Here is an 18,434-nt window from a genome sequence, read left to right on the forward strand (position 1 = left end):
CGGAATAGTTGTATAAAAATAAGTCATTATGGCTATCAAGCGTTCAGCATTAATTATACCGGCCTCCATTCTCATACATTTGTTAATAGTGAATGGAACCCTTTTCTTGTTTACTCCCGATACCTACCTTCAGGGGTTGAATGCTCTATATTACAACTTTTCTTGGCTTTTGATAACCAGTGCTCTTGATTTTTACCCCACCAAGCGAAAAGAGAACTTCTTTACGAACATCCATAAGATGTTCAACCTTTATACCTTATTTGGACTATGCTATTTTGCGATTTTTGGCTTTGGTACCACGGTTGCGATATCAGTAGTATATCATATTAAGATATTATTGATAATCTTTCTCCTCTTAACTATATATAGAGTCTTCTTTTATTGGGCTTTAAGAAAATACCGATTTATGGGGGGGAACTATGTGAACGTATTAGCTATTGGACGAGATAAAAATTTAAAGAAAATTAGAAGGGTTTTTGACGATCCCTACCTAGGCTATCGATATAAAGGTTTTTTTGATGATAGCCCATCGGTGAGTCCAACCTATTTAGGAGAAATATCAAAGTGCTTTGACTATATTACAAAAAATGATATAGATGAAGTGTATTGTCTTGCATCTAAATTTTCCCAATCTGAACTTCAACGTCTTATAGATTTTGCCGATAACAACTTGATAAAGCTTAAGATTATTCCCGATAATAAAGAAGTTTTTACTCGCTCGATGAGCTTGGAAATGTATGACGGAATACCGGTGCTTAACATTCGTAGGGTCCCCCTCGATACGGACTATTCACGAGTAATTAAGCGTATTTTTGATTTGATTTTTTCTTCTTTGGTCATGATATTTGTGTTGTCATGGTTGGTGCCTTTGATGTACATATTAATCAAATCCGAATCACGAGGCCCTTTGTTCTTTAAGCAAAAGCGGCATGGATATAAAAAGCGCGTTTTTTGGTGCTATAAGTTTCGTTCGATGGCGAATAATTCGGAATCTGATTCCAAAATGGCCACCAAGAATGACATGCGCGTAACCAAGGTCGGTAAGTTTATTAGAAAAACCAGTATCGACGAACTACCACAATTTATTAATGTGTTTTTAGGTGATATGAGCGTAGTAGGCCCTCGACCTCATATGGAATTGCACACAGAAGGCTATCAAACCTCCGTAGATAAATATTTAGTTCGACATTTTGTGAAACCTGGCATTACGGGTTTGGCACAAATTAGAGGCTATAGGGGAGAGGTTGAAAAAAAGAGCGATATCTTAAATCGAATCCGTTTAGACGTACTTTATGTAGAAAAATGGACTTTGGGATTGGATTTAAGAATTATCTACATGACAGCATATAATGTCTTTGCCGGAGAGGAAAAGGCCTATTAGTAGTGTAAAGTAGTAATTTATTATGACAGAATTTGACAAAGGTTTTAGTGAACGAGAGGAAAAGAATCTTGGAAAAATATTTTTCAAATATTTGAAATATTGGCCTTGGTTTTCCTTAGGGGTTGTTCTCTGTTTATTAGCAGTTTTTCTATATCTACGCTATGCGGCCCAGACACAATTTGAGGTAACCAGTACCATATTGGTAAAGAATAAAGACCAAGGGCAAGGCGCGGTAGAGAATGAAAGTATAAAGAGTCTGGGTTTAATCAAAAACAATTATAATGTAGCTGACGAGATTGGAATTTTAAGCTCGTCCGGTTTGATGGAAAAGGTGGTCAATCAAATGGGGCTTGATGTCAGCTTTTTCATTGAGGGCAATATTCGCGACGTAGAAGTGTATGGTGACGATGTGCCTCTAAAGATCTTGGTAGATAAGACTGAATCAAAAGTGATATATGATGAGCCCATATATATATCTATTGTAGATGAAAGTAATTATGAGATTAAGGCCTCACTAGAGGGAGTTGACTATAATGAAACGCATGTTTTTGGCGATTTGGTTAATGCTCCATTTGCAACTTTTACAATTAACCTTAAACCAGAAGTAGAGTTTGAGCATTCAGATAAGCCATTATATTTTGTACTTCGAAATACTGATATAGTAGTAAATGAATTCTTGGAAAGTTTAAGTGTAAATAGGGTAAATGAAACTGGAGATCTTCTTGGACTGTCTTTTTTGAGTAATAATAAGGTTAAGGGAGAAGATATCGTTGCCGGTCTGATAGAGGCTTATGTGCAGGAAATGATCAAACATGAGAATGAATTGGCCGAAAACACTATTAAAATGATAGATGATCGCATTAAACTCTTATCTGGAGAAATAAGTGGTGTTGAGAGAACGGTTGAAGAATTTAAGACCAGAAATGATTTGACCAATGTGAGTAGTAATGCAGACGTTTACATAGAACAGGCGAACGATTATAAAAGAATGATTGCCGACTACCAAACACAAATTAATGTTATGGAGTCGATTGAAGAGTATCTGTCAAGGGGCAATTCCGACACTCCAATTCCTGGTGCTTTAAGTTCTAATGATCCTGCTCTGGTCAGCATTATAGAACAATATAATCAGACTCTTTTCGAAAAGAAGCAACTGTCTCAATCAGCGTCAAGCAGCAACCCCTTAATTTTGAATATGAACCGTAACCTCCAAGAATTAAGCTCGGCTATTTTAGAGAATGTTCGAAGCGCAAAAAACGGTTTGATAATTGCTATGCGAAATTTACAATCGAATGCCAATAAGTATGATGCTCAAATTGCCAAAGTGCCAGCAATGGAGCGTCAATTGTTAGATATCAGTAGGGAACAAAGTACTAAAGAAGGCCTGTATCTTTATCTTCTACGAAAAAGAGAAGAAGAGGTTCTTTCTCTTGCCGCCCCTGTTTCATCTACGAGAATTGTGAGCCTTCCAAAGGCAAGTATGTATCCTGTAGCGCCAAATAAAACGGCTCTTTATCTAGGTGGTTTTTTACTAGGGTTGTTTCTTCCTTTCTCAATTATTTATGCGAAGGATATATTGAGTAATAAGGTGACTAACGTTGAAGAATTAGAAGCATTAGTGTCGGCCCCTGTTTTAGGTGAAATCTCGAAAAACCCTAAAAAAGGTTTGATTGACTTTTCTCAAGACTCTAGAACGCCTACAGCAGAGTTATTTCAGCTTCTACGGTTTAATTTGGAATATTTTAACAAAACTGATAAGAATCAAGTGGTATTAGTAACCTCATCGATTAAAGGTGAGGGTAAGACTTTTATTGCCTCCAATCTTGCGGTCACACTTGCATTCAATGGCGAGAAGGTTGCAGTTTTATCATTTGACCTGCGTGAGCCTCAGTTAATCGAAAACTTAATGATGAATAAGCGGTCTCCTGGTATCACGGATTTTATCCTTAATCGTGAATATGAAGTGGACGACATTGTTCAGAAACATAAGACCATTGAAAACCTTTATGTGATACCTCCGGGAGAGTCGGTTCAATATGTTGGAAGGCTTATGTTAAGTGAAAAGGTGGGTCAATTGATTAATCATTTGAGAAATGAATTTGATAGAATAATAATCGATACGCCTCCCGTTGGCTTGATTTCCGATGCTTATGCGTTAAACAAGTTTATTGATAGTACTCTTTATATCGTGAGAAAAGATTATACAGGTAAGGATCATTTAAAAATCTTGGAGAGAATTTCTCATATGAAAAAATTAAAGAATACAATGGTTGTATTGAATGGAACGGAGACGTTAAGTGCCTATGGATATCAATCAGGAGTCTAATAATTCTTAATTCTAGGAAATGACTGTTAAGAAGAGGATGTTTCAAAATGGTTTAGCCTCGGTGTTTCAAAAAGGCGTAAGAGTTTTAGAACAGCTTTTTTTAGTTCCTTTTTTTATCAGCTCTTGGGGTGCGGCCTATTATGGCGAGTGGTTGACCTTAACCATTGTTCCTACTGTTATTGCTTTTTCGGATTTTGGTTTTGGCTCTGCAGCAGCTAATAGTTTTGTTTTGAAATATGCGGCTAATAAAAAGCAAGAGGCAGCAGATATCAATAAGACAGGGATTTACGTTATAAGCCTAACCATTCTCTTAGCCTTATTGTTAAGTTTTTTAGTGTTGTATTTATTGAATTATTTTGATGTGTTCAGTAAATCACTTATTGATTCCCAAGAAGCGATTATAGCAGTATCTATTTTAATTTTCACACAATTACTTTCTTTTTACAGGCAATTGATAGAGGCTTACTACAGGGCGGCCGAAAGAGCTTCTTTAAGTATCAATTTGGTATCCTTTAAGGCTTTAGCCAACGTATTGGCGGGACTATTGGTATTGCTTTTGGGTTATGGAATAGTTGAGTTTGCCTTGTCTCAATTAATGGTGATGATAATTTTTATTATTGGTTACTGGTTGAAAGGTCAATCTGTTATCGGTTTATTCAAGTCGCATAAAGGACGTAGAGATAATTTAATCCTAAAAGATATAACGACTAAAGGTTTGAGCTATCTAATGTTGCCGCTCTGGCAAATAATATATTTTCAAGGCTCCACATTCGTAGTGCGAATAGTTTTAGGTGCTGAGTCGGTTGCTGTTTTTAACACGGTAAGAACATTAAGTCGATCTTTCAATCAGATTCTGTATTTGGTCGAGCCGACAGTTTTTCCTGAATTGATAAATCAAATTGGCAAGAACGCCTGGGGGGTGGCACAAAGAATATTTAGGGTTGCCATCATCAGTGTTTTTGGCCTTTCGGTAATCGGTTTTATTTTTTTATCTCTTTTTGGTCTTTGGTTTTATAAAGTTTGGACCAATAATGAATTGGAAGTGCCTAGCGCGATGTGGTACATTTTTGTGTCCGGAATGCTTTTAAACGCTTTATGGTATACAGCGGAGATGGTTTTTAGAGCTGTTAACAAACCAAGGAAAATGGGGTTGTATGGGTTGACTGGAGCCATAATTTCGGTCGGGACGATTTATGTGATGGCCGAAAAAATTGGACTTGTGGGCGCCGCCATAGGAACAATTACACTAGATATTATTTTATTGTTTTTAGTGCTCCCTGAAGCCTGTAAACTAATGAGAATGAACATTTATGATTTGTTTAGCGGAGGACTGGGAGATTTACGGAACTTTATCTTTAGAATTAAAAAGAGCCTTCTGACATAATTTATATAGTTTTAAAAGAAAGCTGGATTTAATTAATACTTAATCATGATTTTAATCAAAGCTCTTTCGTTTATATTATTGTTTCCATCTTTTTTTGTAGTTAAGAAGGTTATTAGAAAAGAGGATTTGAACTTTTTTGATTTATTAGTACTTTTTAGCACCCTTTTTTTTGTTGTTATTCCCTTGAAATCAGATGAGAAGGTATTTAATGCTATAGGGATACTTACTACGGAAACATCCATTTACGTCTTTTTTTATTTGTTATTCTTTCTAATAGGCAGCTTAATTGCAAGTTCATTGATAGTTCCAGATAATAATAGCCCTATTAATATCACTTACTTCATAAAGAAATATCCAAAAATCAAAATAAGTGTTTTTTTTAAGGTTTTACTGATATTACTTCCCGTCGTTTCTTTAGTATATTATATACCTCAAACTTCTTTTATAACTGCATTCGATACGATTCAAAATGAAAGCTCTAAAGCAACATATGAGCAATCTTCCTTAATAAAGTTTTTTTCAACCATTTTCAGATTTGGTGTAATAATACCAATTTTACTGCTGTGTCAAAATTTGAAGAATAAAAAAATTGACATACTACTATTGATTTCCTTATCTCTTTTTTTGATAAACTTTTTGATGCTTTCAAGAAGAGATTTACTTGAATTCTTCCTATTTGGATTTGTTGTTTTTTACTCTATCAATCGGCAAGTCATAAATCGAAAATTTATATCCTATTCCCTGATTTTTGGGGCTCTTATATATTTCATCTATTTTCCTTTTTATAATGTTATCAGGACCACTTCTGTAGAATTTAAGATAGAAGAACCATTTACTTCAGTACAAAAAATTTATGAATACGGGATTGATAATTACAGTAAAACTAGTAATAGTGCATCAGACCTCACAGACACTAGGGCTATAAATCTTTATAGAGCAATTTACTGGATAGCGAGAAATGATAGTGATAGGGATATAACTTGGGGAGGTATAACATTATCTGCGATTGATCATGCAATTCCTAAATTTATTAATCCAGGTAAGGGACTTGGCTCAGAAATAGTCTTACAAGATAGACAGCATATAAGTTATGATTCAGCTGATTCTTTTTTATTGTTGGCTCTTGCTGATTATTCAACCCTAGGGGCTTTAATTACTATATTTTTCTATTTGTTTATATATAAATTGTGGAAATTCATAACAGCGGTTAATAAATTCATTTTTGGCAACTCAATAGTTGCCTTGTATGTTGTCTACTCACTATTTAGTCTTAGTTTTTCCATTGAAACTAAGCTTGATGCAATTCTAGCGGATACCGTTGCATTCTTGATTATGGTTGTAATTATTGATGTTATCCATAGTACTAATTTTATAACTATAAAATCAAATAAAGTCACTAATAGAGAATATTTTAAATCATCCGAATTACAGGGTGTTGAATGATTTTTGGTTTGTGTATATATGAAAATAGTTCTTTTAAATCACCATCAGCATTTTACAGGTTACAGCATGAAAAGGTATGTTTCCTTCTTGAAGAATGGTTTAGTTGAAAAGGGGCATAATGTCGAGGTATGGTTTCCGAAACCATATTTTTCTAATAAAAATCTACCATTTAAGTTCAATAAATGGCTGCGTTATATTGATCAGTTTATTCTATTTCCGATAGTTCTGCTCTTTAGAACCCAAAGACTATCTAAAGACACCCTTTATGTGTTAATAGACCAAGCCTTGGGTATGTGGATGCCGATTTTGAAAAACAAATATCATATTGTTCATTGTCATGACTTTACCGCACTAAAATCTTCAATAGGGCAAATAGCTCAAAACCCTACAGGAAGAACAGGTAAAATTTATCAGAAATTAATTTTGAAAGGGGTTTCACAGGCTCAAAATTTTATATCCGTATCAAAACGGACACAACAAGAACTAGTCACTTTTTTAAAAAGGTCACCAACTATTAATAATCAAATCTATAATGCTATCGATCCCATATTTAGTCTAGGGAATATTGATGTGGCTAGAAAGGAGGTTGGTATGAGCTTGGGTGAAAATTTTGATAAGGGATATATTTTACATGTCGGAGGCAATGATTTTTATAAGAACCGAGTAGGGGTCATCTTGCTTTATACAGAATGGAGAAAACAAACTAAGAAAGATTTTCCTTTGATTATGGTGGGGTACGAGCCAAATCAAGAGATATATAGGGCCTATGATTCTTCCTCATTCAAAGAGGATATTTATTTCTTCAAGAATATAAGTAATGACATGCTCGTAAAATGTTATCGTGGTGCCTTATTATTTTTATTCCCTTCGCTTTATGAGGGGTTCGGTTGGCCTGTGGCAGAGGCCATGGCTTGCGGTTGTCCAGTAATTACAACTGATGACGCTCCTATGAACGAGGTTGGCGGTGATGCGGCGTGGTATATTAGCAATAGCGTTAATTATGGTGACCTGACAGTATGGGCAAAGACCGAAGCAAAAGCGATTGATAGTTTATTGAATTTGGACGAAAGCGATAGGGAAGGATACATATTTAAAAGTAAGGAAAATGCCAAACGCTTTACCGGAAAAGTGATTTTAGACGAAATAGAGAAGACGTATTTAGAGGTGCTTGACTCAGTGCAAGACTAATGAATAGATAATCTTAATAAGGTAAATCTCGTTTTTAAAAAAAGGATGTATCCCGAGGATAAAAAATATGAATAGAAATTTTAGTAAACGTTTACTTTTTATAGGATATAACTTTGCACCAGAATTGACCGGTATTGGTAAGTATTCTGGGGAGATGATGCATTGGTTGGCAGAGCGTGGTCATGATTGTACAGTACTAACAGCTTACCCTTACTACCCTGATTGGAAGGTACAGGAGCCTTATAGAAGCTCTAGGTTTTGGTACAAAAAAGAGCTTCATCAATTTAGTTCTGGTGGACGACTAAGAGTTATTAGATGTCCAATGTACGTGCCTAAAGAACCTAGTGGTGTAAAAAGAATGATGTTAGACACAACATTTTCGATTTCGGTATTATTTCGTATGTTACCCCTATTGTTAGAAGAGAAATTTGAATGGGTGATCAGTATAGCCCCCTCCTTTCAATCTGGCATTTTAGGAGTTCTTTATAAAAAATTTAGACGTTCTAGGCATCTGTATCATATTCAAGATTTACAGATTGAAGCTGCCCAAGATCTTGGGTTGATTAAATCTTCCTTTCTATTAAAAGTATTGTTTGGTACCGAGAGATTTATATTTAGAAATACAGATATCATTAGCAGTATTTCAGAGGGTATGATATCACGGATAGAAAGAAAAGCTAAGAAACAGTTACTGTTTTTTCCTAATTGGACAGATACCAAAAGTTTCTATCCCCTATTAAAATCGAAGACTAGTTTAAAAGAAAAATTTGGCTTTAATACAGATGATTGGGTAGTGTTGTACTCTGGTGCTATCGGTGAAAAACAGGGCCTAGATGCTCTATTACATTCAGCTAAAAAGCTGAAGTCATTCACAAGAATTCAATTTGCAATTTGCGGAACGGGACCTTACAAAGAAATATTGGAGACCATGGCTCAGAATATGAATTTGAATAATGTTCGTTTCTTGCCATTACAGCCAAAAGAAGAATTCAATTCTTTTTTGAATATGGCCGATTTACATTTGGTCATACAGAAAGAAAATGCAAGTGATCTTGTTATGCCATCGAAATTGACCACCATTTTGTCGGTCGGCGGTCTGGCTTTGATTACGGCAAATAAAGGATCAAGCTTATACAAGGTCGTACAAAATCATCAAATAGGTGTTTTGGTCAAAGCTGAAAATCAAGAGGCATTGAATAATGGAATTTTGAGTATTTACGAAGACGACGGCCAGGCAATTTTGAGAAGAAATGCTAGAACATATGCCGAACGATATTTGGCTTTGGACGAAGTGATGGGTGCTTTTGAAAAGAAACTACTTAACTATCAATAATAAGACAATTTAATAGACGTTCAATTATATCTATAGAAAATTTAGTTAGCTTATAAACTCATAGTCAATAAATTTATTTTTTATAGTTTATAATGATATAAACCTAAGAAAATCTGGTTTTTTATGATGAATAGCTTAGCACGAATAATCTTTTTGGCCAAAACAAAGATTGCCATGTCTAAGTTGAATAAGCAGTATTTAGAAGCGGAATATGATTTGAAAAATCGGGATGTTTCTAAATTAAACTTTGAGAGAAGAAAAAGCCTGATTGATCATGCAATCCAAAATTCGGACTTCTATAAAGAAAAATACAAAAATCACCTTAGTCTTGGTAAAGGAATTATTGATGAAAAAGACTTTTGCCAGCTACCTGTACTTACAAGGACTGATTTAATAGGCAACTTTAATAAGATTAAATCGGTGGGGCTTAAATCGCCTGATTACAGAAGAGCTAGTTCCTCAGGAAGTACAGGAAGCCCAGTGACAGTTTTGCACGATCAACGACGACCGGAAACACCTACAAGATGGAGAATTTTAAACTGGTGGGGGGTAAAGCCATGGGAGAATCAAGCCTTTATTTATAGATACGAAAGACCTATTGAGAAAAGGTTCTTTAATTCTATTATTTGGTGGCCGACAAGGCGAATATTCTTTGCCGCGGCAGATTTCAATGAGAAAAAGATTGAAAAGTTTATTAGACGATTCAATCGGATCAAACCTGCCTTGGTACAAGGTTATGTAGATGTAGTGTTTGAATTTGCTCTTTACCTATTGGATCATAATATAGAAATAGAGGCTCCGAAAATGGTTTGGGTTACTTCAGCACCTTTGTTTGAAGAACAAAGGGAAATTATAGAAAAAGCTTTTGGAGCGCCAGTCTGTGATCAATATGGTAATACCGAAATTCTACTTATCGCAGCAGAATGCAGGTCTCAAAACGGTCTTCATATAATGCAAGACAAAGTTCACGTAGAGTTTGTTGATGAGAATAATAAACCCTTGCCGCCCAATAAAACTGGAAAGATTTTACTGACCGATTTAACGAACTATGCTTTTCCATTAATAAGATATGAGATTGGGGATGAAGGCAAGGCACTAGATTTTAGTTGTAGTTGCGGAGTGCGATTACCATTGATGGAGAACGTGAAAGGTAGGCAAACCAAAAATATTAAAACCCCCTCCGGACTTCTAATAAGGGGTGAACATATAATGGCAATGTTTAATGGGTATATGAAGTTTTTTAAGGAAATACAGCTGTATCAGAAGTCTGATTATTCCGTTTGCCTTTATTACGTTTCCCGAAAAGCGAGTTATGGAGCAGAGGAAGCTTCTAAAATGATTGAGCTACTTAGAAAAAGAACTAGATATGAAATTCAACTTGAGCACAAAAGGGTGAAAAAAATTAAAAGATATAATGTGAAAACACCTTTGATTGTCAATGAATTTACTTAATCATATTTAGATGCAAAATAAATGAATTTCAAGCTGTGTGTAAAAAAAATTGGTGAATCATTAATAAATGAAAGGTACCATTACTTTTCTAATAAACGCGCCAATGAAATACTCTTCTCCATTAAAAAGGTAAATGGTCTTGCCGACAAGAAGCAATTAAGAAATGCAGAAGAATATGCAAAAGATGTTTTTGGAAGTGTCAGATTCGCTCCTTGGTTAAAGGTATACACGTCAGTGAGAGGTGAGTTTTTAGAAGGATGGATCCCAGATAATTTTTATGGGAGAAATGTGATTACTAGAATTCAAGGGGACTATGGAAAGACTTCGTTCTTAAAGTCTCTTAGCCATAAATTATTTGATGAGCGCGTTTGCCCAGACTTGGCTTATTATATAAATGGAAGTTGGTTTGATCAAAATTATTATTGGGTACAAAATCAACATGTAGCCGATTTAATTTTTTCAAACGATGATAAGGTAGTCTGTAAACTTGACGATACCGCCCAGGGCAAGGGTATATTTTTCATGGGTAGAAATGAATTTGATCTTGAAAGGTTACAAGGCTTCGGTAATTTTACGATTCAAAGGCCCATTGTTCAAAACTCTTTCTTCGAAAAATTTAATTCGAATTCTGTGGCAACCATTAGATTAACGACCGTTCTAGATTTAATGGGTGAAGTTCAGTTGCGGGCAAGTTACTTAAGGTTAGGACGTGTCATGGATACACATGTTCAATCCTCTTCACATATTCGAATACCTATAGATATGAATACAGGTTTACTCTCGAACGAAGGGTATCTGCCTAACTGGCATCGAATAGAAAAACACCCTGATAGCAGTGTCGGCTTCGCGAACAAATACCTTCCTAATTTTGAGGATTGTGTAAATATGGTCATTAGATTACACAATAGAATGCTGATGGTCGGTAGCATTGGTTGGGACGTAATCGTTGATAGTAGCAGTAAACCGGTTTTGATAGAATGGAACGGCTATAGTAATGATATTAAATTTTCAGAAGCCACCCAAGGGCCTTGTTTTCATGATTTAAACTGGCACCAGTATTCCTGAAAAACTGAGTTGAGACTATAAATGAATATCGTAATTTTTGCTAATAAAAGCTTTGATTTGGCCGGGATTGTTTCCACATTCCTTTTTTATCTCATAAATTTTTGCATCAACAAGAGTTCTATACCACCAACCTTGAAGAAAATGCCATAAGAACCCTTCTTTTCCTTGGGTGAACCCTAGTTTAATGATGTAGCGATACAAAAAATAAATAAAGGCCCTTACAAATAATGGCATGTTGGCGTATTTTTTTTTCTTTTCCCTCTTAGATTCGGCATCTTCTGATAATTTCTTGCCGTATGCCCCTTTAGATTTATCATCTAAAAAATTAAGCTCAAGATTTAAAAGATCAACCGCTTCTCTAATGGAATAGCCATTATGTTTCTGTGTCCACCAACCTAAAGAGTTCAAGTTATGATCTACAAAATAATTGTCAAATAGTATGCTTTCCCCATTCGTTAATATAATGTGCTCGTCCATCCATCTTTCTTCACAAAAACCCTGTTGATATTTAAATAAGCGTAACATATTCATTTGAAGCATGCCCTTGGTCATGAGTTTATTTAGAAAGAACATTTTTCGTTCAAATACCACGCCTGAGATGTTTGAGCTTAAATGTGACACTTTTGAATGAATTTCTTCAACCAACTCGTTGGTTAAATATTCATCGGCATCTAACCGAAAGACCCATGTTGTTTCAATCGGAAGATTGTTCAATCCCCAATTAAATTGTTTGGCATAATTATTTTCCCATTTATTTTGATAGACTTTTGCACCCATAGACTCAGCTATTTCGACGGTTCTATCGTTTGAAAAAGAATCTACTAAAAATATTTCATCAGAAAACTTTTGAGCATTGAGTATACATCGCTCAATATGCTTTTCTTCATTATAGGTAAGAATGATTGTTGAAATAGATAGCATATCAGTTTTTTAGTTCTCTGTTTTTTATAAATTTAGCAGGGTTTCCACCTACCACTTCCCAAGGTGCCACATCTTTAAATACCACTGCTCTGGCCCCCACGATTGCCCCCTCGCCAATGGTGACTCCGGGCCCTATGAAAGATTCGGCTGCGACCCATGCCATGGGGCCTATGTTAATGGGTCTAGTATAAAGTGGATGGCCTTTTAAGGTATAATCATGAGTTCCGGTACATAGATAGGCCCGTTGCGAGATAATAGCCCTATAGCCGAGAGTAATGATACCTTGCGAGTAAAGGTCGACGCCGTCTGCAACTCCGACTTCATCATGAATAATTAGATTCCAAGGTGCCCAAATCTTTACTTTTGGATAGATGTGTACCCCTCTGCCAATTTTGCCTCCAAAAACACGAAGAAGAAATGAGCGCCAAGAGTGTAGAGGACGAGGTGAATACTTAAACAGAAGCGTATATACAAAATTCCAGACGAGCCTTGATAATCGATTTTTTAGGGAGAATGAGGCTCCTGTATAAGTGTCCGTATTATGCATTTTCAATTTGATTGATGAAATTTTGGGCAGCTCTAGTTATTGTGAAATGATCTGAAAAAACTTGATAGGCATTCTTTTTCATCTCTTTTTTTTCCTTCAATGATAAATTAAGCCATTGGTCTATCATTTCGTAGGTCTCTTTATAATTGTCGTTACTAACGATTCCTCCTTTCCCTTTTTGAATTTCTCTCCAAATATTCACTTTGTCACTTATTAATACGGGTATTGCGCATGCCAATGATTCGACGACCGCAATACCAAAGTTCTCTTGATGGCTTGGTAGTATAAATACCTCACTCTCATAAAAGGCCCCCCACTTAGCTAATCCACCAAGCATTCCGGCAAAAATGATGTTATCAGAAGGTTGGGCCAGTTTCATCATGTCATTGGCGTACTTGCTTTCATTCGGTCCAGCGATAATCAATTGTGGTAAATGGCTATGTTTTTTTTCTAATTGGCAATAGGCATTTATTAGTAAGTCAATTCCTTTTTTAGGGTGAATTCTACTTAAAAACAGCAAGAATGGTTTTCCATTCCATTTTGGTACTTTACTTTTAAATTCAATTTTCATTTCCTCGGAATATTTAGGGGGCTCCTGTATTCCGTAGCCGACATTTATTTCTGAGTGAGGCTTGTAGTTTGGAAAAGTGGTACGGGCCAATAGAAGTTCTTCCTCGCAGGTGAATAATACCCCATCGGCTTTGTTCACAACGTCATTTTCAAAAAATTTCCAATAAAGTCTATTTCTTAAAGCCTTGATGCGTCTTTCTTTAGCTCTCTGAAAATAAGGGTCTAGCATACCATGCGGCATAACGAAAACCTTAGGTCCCTTGTGATGTTTTCGCCTGAATTCAATTATGGTATTAACACTGGCTTGACTATGATATAGCCATAATGCATGAATGATTATAAAATCATAGCTCGATAAGTTATTCTCAAGCCAAGGAACAAGCTTGTCATTATATTTCCAAGGAGTTTTACTTTCTCCTAGAGCATGTATTTGAAATGAATCATCTTTTATAAAATCAGCTTGAGGATTATCGAAAGAAACTACCTCGTTAACAATTCCCATTTCCGCCATTTTTGGAATAGCATTTCTAATACCTTGGCAAGGTCCTCCTTGCTTAGGATTCATGCTTGGAATTATTCGAAGTATTTTCATTTTCCTAATTTTAAATTATAAATCTTGTTTTACGGTGAAAATACTTTGCAGAAGAATCTATCTCCTTGATTTTGAGAGTCGGCACACCAGCATATAGAGAAAACTCTTCAATAAATTTTTTATTCAATAATGACTTTGCACCTAAAACAGAATTATTGGGAAGTGCAGCTCCACCAAGAATAGTACAATTGGTTCCTACGAAGCAGTAATCTCCAATAGTTATTGGTAAGCTGTCTTGTCTGTTTTCATAAATATTTACACTGTGTGTTAATAATTGAGAATGGTATCCTGCTATGGTAGTGTAGTTGCCAATACTTATTTGATTTGTACAATCTAAATGATGTTTTTTAGTTATCGACGCTTCTTTTCCTAAAACTAAACTACTTTTTCTATCAGATTGATGATTGAAATGCTGTGATTTTGTTAGAGTAGGAAAGCCCGTTATCCAATTCGAGCGATTAATTGATGAATTTCGCCCCATTATTATTGAGTCTAAATGAATAGCAATATTAAAATGTTCTATTTTACTACCCTCTTCCATTATTAGATGTCTGGGATAGACATATGCTAAGCCAATCTTGGCAGAAGGGTGAATGTCGTAATTCCATATTTTTAGTAAAAAGTAACGTCGTAAACCCCAAGGCAAAAATATAATTAAGACTGAAAATATTTTTTTCATGATATAAAACACTCATTATATACCGATTGATATTGTTGGGCAATTCGACCTAACTTAAATCGTTCAACATTTATCAAACCGTCGGTTACAACTTTATTTCTAAACTCATCATTTTCGATCAGGTTTTTATAAGCTTCTCTTATTTCAAGAACACTTTTTGGGTCTACGGTCAATCCTCCTTCCCCAGCAACATCCTTCATTGGAGGAATATTTGAAGTGACAACTGGCCTTCCTATTGCTTGCCCTTCAATTATCGGCATACCAAACCCTTCGAGTAGTGAAGGGAAATTTACAATGTCGCAATTAATATATTCATTAATAACCTCTTCATTAGTAAGATTTTGAGCAACTGAATAACTGATATTATACTTATTCAATAAATTAATATTAGCAGAGCTTAATTTACCTATGATTCTGAGTCTACACTTTAAATTCTGAATAGCTTCAATTGTTCTGCCCAGATTTTTTCTTTCCAAATGACCATTAATGTGAAGAATTGTTGGGTTTTTTTTGTCAAAATTTTTCGGATGATGAGCGAATTCAGGAGGAATTGGGTTTGGGATTATTGTAAATTTTTCACCAGGTAAGAAAACTTCCTTCAAAACTTGATTTTTTGCAAAATCTGAAATAAAAATAATTTTTTTTGCCCTTTTTAATGAAACTACGTATAATATTTTCCAAACTACTCTTTTTAATCCGCTCAGATAAGATAAATACATAATATCATGAACTGTAATGATTGAGCTATTCTTTTTTAAAAAGTATAACAGGTAGTGTGCATCGCCGGTAATATGTATATTCTTCGAAGAGCTTTTTTTTAGGGCCCGGCCATTTTTTAAGATTGATTTTATGTCAGATCTAGGATTAGGCAAAAAGAACTCAGAAACATTCATTTCGTTGTTCTCCTTTATACCTTGAATAATTGTTTGAAAAACTCTTTGAATGGAGTATCCTACATTTGGATGTCTAAAAATATATGTCAATCTCATCTAAAGAATGTTGTTCTAAATATTCAGCCAGTTTAATAGAATCTTCCTTATAGTTGAGCCTTACTAAATCTTCTTTTTCAACCTAATATAAGGGATGTAAAGGTGAAGGAAATAAGCTATAAATTCAAATATTTGAATTCTAAATTGAGGTTTTTGTTTTTTTTTTGCAGTATCTATATTTAATAAGGTGTGTGGTTAAATAATTAATTAAGCTAGTGCAGAATTGTTGATGTCTTTATCAATTAGCAACAATTCTTTTTAACTGAATCGAAATATTAATATTTCCACTACTGGTATTCATTTTGTTGGATTTAAGATAAACACCTTGATTAAGCTTAAATGGACCTAGGTCTAAATTCTTATTTAGTTCCATTCTACCCGGGGGAATCTCAGCAATCAACACTTCCCCGTCTGACGAATCGGCAATTAGGTTCCAAGACTTGTTAAGATCATTCGAGCTGCCTTTAACTAATTTGACGCTGGTTACGGAAAAGGAATTAGGTATTTTTGTGTTAAGTAGCACCCCATTCTTATCCAAAATTTTTGTTGATTCACTTTGGGACCAATAATCAGTTCTTTTTCCATTTAAAACTTCCGAAATATAGTTGTTGGTCTCATCAATAACTTTACCATAATTTGAATTAATATTTGGGTTGGATTTGTCTTGAATAATTAACTTTATACATTTTCCGGATACGAAATAATCAGTCAATTTTCTCCAACCTTTAACAGTTATTTCGTAACGATTGTTATATCCTTTAAGTCTAGTTTCTGTGTCAATTGCTATTACACCAAGATGCTCGTTTGAGCTACTGTGTTTTGATATATGTAATCCAGAATTTATTACTTGATTATTTGAGCCATAGATGCCAAATGGCCCGTCTTCTGTTGTGTTCAAATCGTTCACATAAATCTGAACGTTGTCCATTATAACTTGATTGCCATGCGTAACGTCCCAAGGAAATATCTGTGATGTTTCAGACACATCCTTGACAGTTATGTTTTGAAACAAACAATTATTTAACTCTCCTAAGAACCTTGCAGCTTGAAACTTCCAAGAATCATCAAATATTTCGGATGTGCTTTCTGAATAAATGTTTTTAAATTCAGAATTGGTTAAATTTCCCAAATCCCATAGGCCGTCCCTTCGATAGCTCTTATAATTCGAAACTTTTGCATTCGTTATGTTGTCTACTAATTTTAGCGAATGGCAATAACCATGTGATCCTCTAACTTTTTCGCTCCCTACATATATGCCGTAATCTGTTGTGTTGTTAATAATGATATTTTTACTTTCTAAAATTGGAGAGTCATCACTATTTAAATAAATCAAATGCGGAGGGTGCATCCAATATTGTCCGCCAGTACCACTTCCTCCAATACTATTGCCATTAGCATCTTGGACATCAGAATATCTGTACGATTGTAAACCAGAGGATTTAAAGTCGCTTACTATCCCTTGGATGCCCATAATAACCCCGTCAAGAGTAACATTTTTTAACTCGATGTTTTTAGGTGTTTTGGTCTCACCTCTATTTTTAGCAATTATCACCTGATTAGGCTTATATTCCTCTTTAAGCTTAATAGCCCATTGGATAAACTGATTTGCTTTTGAGCCTTTGGCCTTGATAGTAACATTCTCAAGCAATACATCTTCGGGCGCATCCATAAAAATCACGGACCTCCACGAAATCGGAGACTTGGTAATAGGTGTGCTAGATTCAAATTTCAAGTTGTGGTTTTCAGTGAGATAATTTGCCAAAAATACCGTATTGGTACTATGGATCTTCTCATTCCATCCGAAATTGGCTTCATAACTTTGGTCATATAAAAATGTTAGATTTTTAATAGTGACATCTTTAGTTAATGCTATAAAAAATGCTGGAGAAAATAAGTTATTAATTATTATGTTAGGACTATTTTTTCCTTCTAACCAAGAATTATTATCTAGAAAAATAGATTTATTGCCTGTTGTTTCTAAATCAAGAAAAATATCATATTCTATAAGGACTTTAGCTTTTATAGATGTTGCTTGCTTGAGAGTTTCAACCAGTTCCAGTCTATCATCTCGAATTCCATCCATTATGGCGCCAAACCAATAAGGCTTTAGATATTCCGATTTAAATGTACCCGCTAATTCTAAATCCGCAAATATCTGCGATTTGTCTGATGTCTCGATTTCTGTATTATCGCCACGGAGTTCTCCATTTTGTAAAATACCTCCTTTGAATCTTATTAATACGTTTTTTGGTAAAACTACAGTTTGTCCTTTAAGGTCGAAATTATGTTCGATTTCCCAAATGGTATTTTGCAATTCGTTCGGAATTACTGACCAATTGAAGTCGCTGGGTACAATAAAAATTTCTCTTTCAGGTAGATTTTCGCTAACTGGCTCTATTTCTTCTTGAACAGTTTTTGGTTTTTTTTCTTCCAATCCGTAACTATAGTTTTGCGCTTGAGCAGTTACGGCAAGTATGATGAAAAGGTATTTCAAGTAGTTCATTGTAGTAAGCTCTAGATCTTAAAAAGTAATACGCAATATCAAAAATAATATTGTATCAGCA

Annotated in this window: 14 protein-coding genes; 8 read left to right on the plus strand and 6 right to left on the minus strand. The window is 34.9% G+C overall.

Going from position 1 to position 18,434, the window contains the following annotated elements; genetic code table 11:
• Positions 1-28: 28 nt before the first annotated feature.
• The 8 genes from D1013_RS04285 to D1013_RS04320 all read left to right on the plus strand — a co-directional run bounded on the left by D1013_RS04285 (position 29) and on the right by D1013_RS04320 (position 11,572).
• Positions 29-1,381, plus strand: a complete 1,353-nt coding sequence (locus D1013_RS04285) for an undecaprenyl-phosphate glucose phosphotransferase (RefSeq protein ID WP_225621355.1) — start codon at positions 29-31, stop codon at positions 1,379-1,381.
• Positions 1,382-1,403: 22 nt separating this feature from the next.
• Entirely contained in the window at positions 1,404-3,707 is a 2,304-nt protein-coding gene (locus D1013_RS04290; RefSeq protein WP_121847707.1) for a GumC family protein, read from the plus strand.
• A 19-nt stretch (positions 3,708-3,726) separates the two neighbouring features.
• Positions 3,727-5,091: a lipopolysaccharide biosynthesis protein gene (locus D1013_RS04295; RefSeq protein WP_162987801.1), complete on the plus strand. Its 1,365-nt coding sequence runs from the start codon at positions 3,727-3,729 to the stop codon at positions 5,089-5,091.
• A 45-nt stretch (positions 5,092-5,136) separates the two neighbouring features.
• On the plus strand, positions 5,137-6,534 hold the full coding sequence (locus D1013_RS04300) for an O-antigen polymerase (protein ID WP_121847709.1): 1,398 nt from the start codon (positions 5,137-5,139) through the stop codon (positions 6,532-6,534).
• 66 nt (positions 6,535-6,600) lie between these two features.
• A complete protein-coding gene (locus D1013_RS04305; protein ID WP_162987802.1) occupies positions 6,601-7,722 on the plus strand; it encodes a glycosyltransferase family 4 protein in 1,122 nt (373 codons plus the stop codon).
• Positions 7,723-7,789: 67 nt separating this feature from the next.
• Positions 7,790-9,055 (plus strand): WcaI family glycosyltransferase, encoded by a 1,266-nt coding sequence (locus D1013_RS04310; protein WP_121847711.1) that lies wholly within the window; start codon positions 7,790-7,792, stop codon positions 9,053-9,055.
• Positions 9,056-9,178: 123 nt separating this feature from the next.
• Complete coding sequence (locus tag D1013_RS04315) at positions 9,179-10,507, plus strand: phenylacetate--CoA ligase family protein (protein WP_162987803.1); 1,329 nt, start codon at positions 9,179-9,181, stop codon at positions 10,505-10,507.
• 21 nt (positions 10,508-10,528) lie between these two features.
• Positions 10,529-11,572, plus strand: a complete 1,044-nt coding sequence (locus D1013_RS04320; RefSeq protein WP_121847713.1) for a sugar-transfer associated ATP-grasp domain-containing protein — start codon at positions 10,529-10,531, stop codon at positions 11,570-11,572.
• Between the two features lie 15 nt (positions 11,573-11,587).
• Here D1013_RS04320 and D1013_RS04325 read toward each other — a convergent pair whose 3' ends face one another.
• From D1013_RS04325 to D1013_RS04350, 6 genes are all read right to left on the minus strand, one after another.
• A complete protein-coding gene (locus D1013_RS04325) occupies positions 11,588-12,493 on the minus strand; it encodes a glycosyltransferase family 2 protein (RefSeq protein WP_121847714.1) in 906 nt (301 codons plus the stop codon).
• Position 12,494: 1 nt separating this feature from the next.
• Positions 12,495-13,040, minus strand: coding sequence for an LbetaH domain-containing protein (locus tag D1013_RS20620; protein WP_121847715.1), 546 nt, complete (start codon positions 13,038-13,040; stop codon positions 12,495-12,497).
• Positions 13,033-14,202: a glycosyltransferase gene (locus D1013_RS04335; protein ID WP_121847716.1), complete on the minus strand. Its 1,170-nt coding sequence runs from the start codon at positions 14,200-14,202 to the stop codon at positions 13,033-13,035. The genes D1013_RS20620 and D1013_RS04335 overlap by 8 nt, the downstream gene beginning before the upstream one ends.
• A gap of 10 nt (positions 14,203-14,212) precedes the next feature.
• Positions 14,213-14,881 carry an acyltransferase gene (locus D1013_RS04340; protein ID WP_121847717.1) on the minus strand — a complete coding sequence of 223 codons (669 nt, stop codon included), beginning with the start codon at positions 14,879-14,881 and terminating at the stop codon, positions 14,213-14,215.
• Positions 14,878-15,870 carry a glycosyltransferase family 4 protein gene (locus D1013_RS04345; protein ID WP_121847718.1) on the minus strand — a complete coding sequence of 331 codons (993 nt, stop codon included), beginning with the start codon at positions 15,868-15,870 and terminating at the stop codon, positions 14,878-14,880. Before D1013_RS04345 ends, D1013_RS04340 begins: the two co-directional genes overlap by 4 nt.
• A gap of 238 nt (positions 15,871-16,108) precedes the next feature.
• Positions 16,109-18,373, minus strand: a complete 2,265-nt coding sequence (locus D1013_RS04350; protein ID WP_121847719.1) for a hypothetical protein — start codon at positions 18,371-18,373, stop codon at positions 16,109-16,111.
• Positions 18,374-18,434: the final 61 nt, after the last annotated feature.

The sequence above is a fragment of the Euzebyella marina genome (assembly GCF_003687485.1).
Classification (GTDB): domain Bacteria; phylum Bacteroidota; class Bacteroidia; order Flavobacteriales; family Flavobacteriaceae; genus Euzebyella; species Euzebyella marina.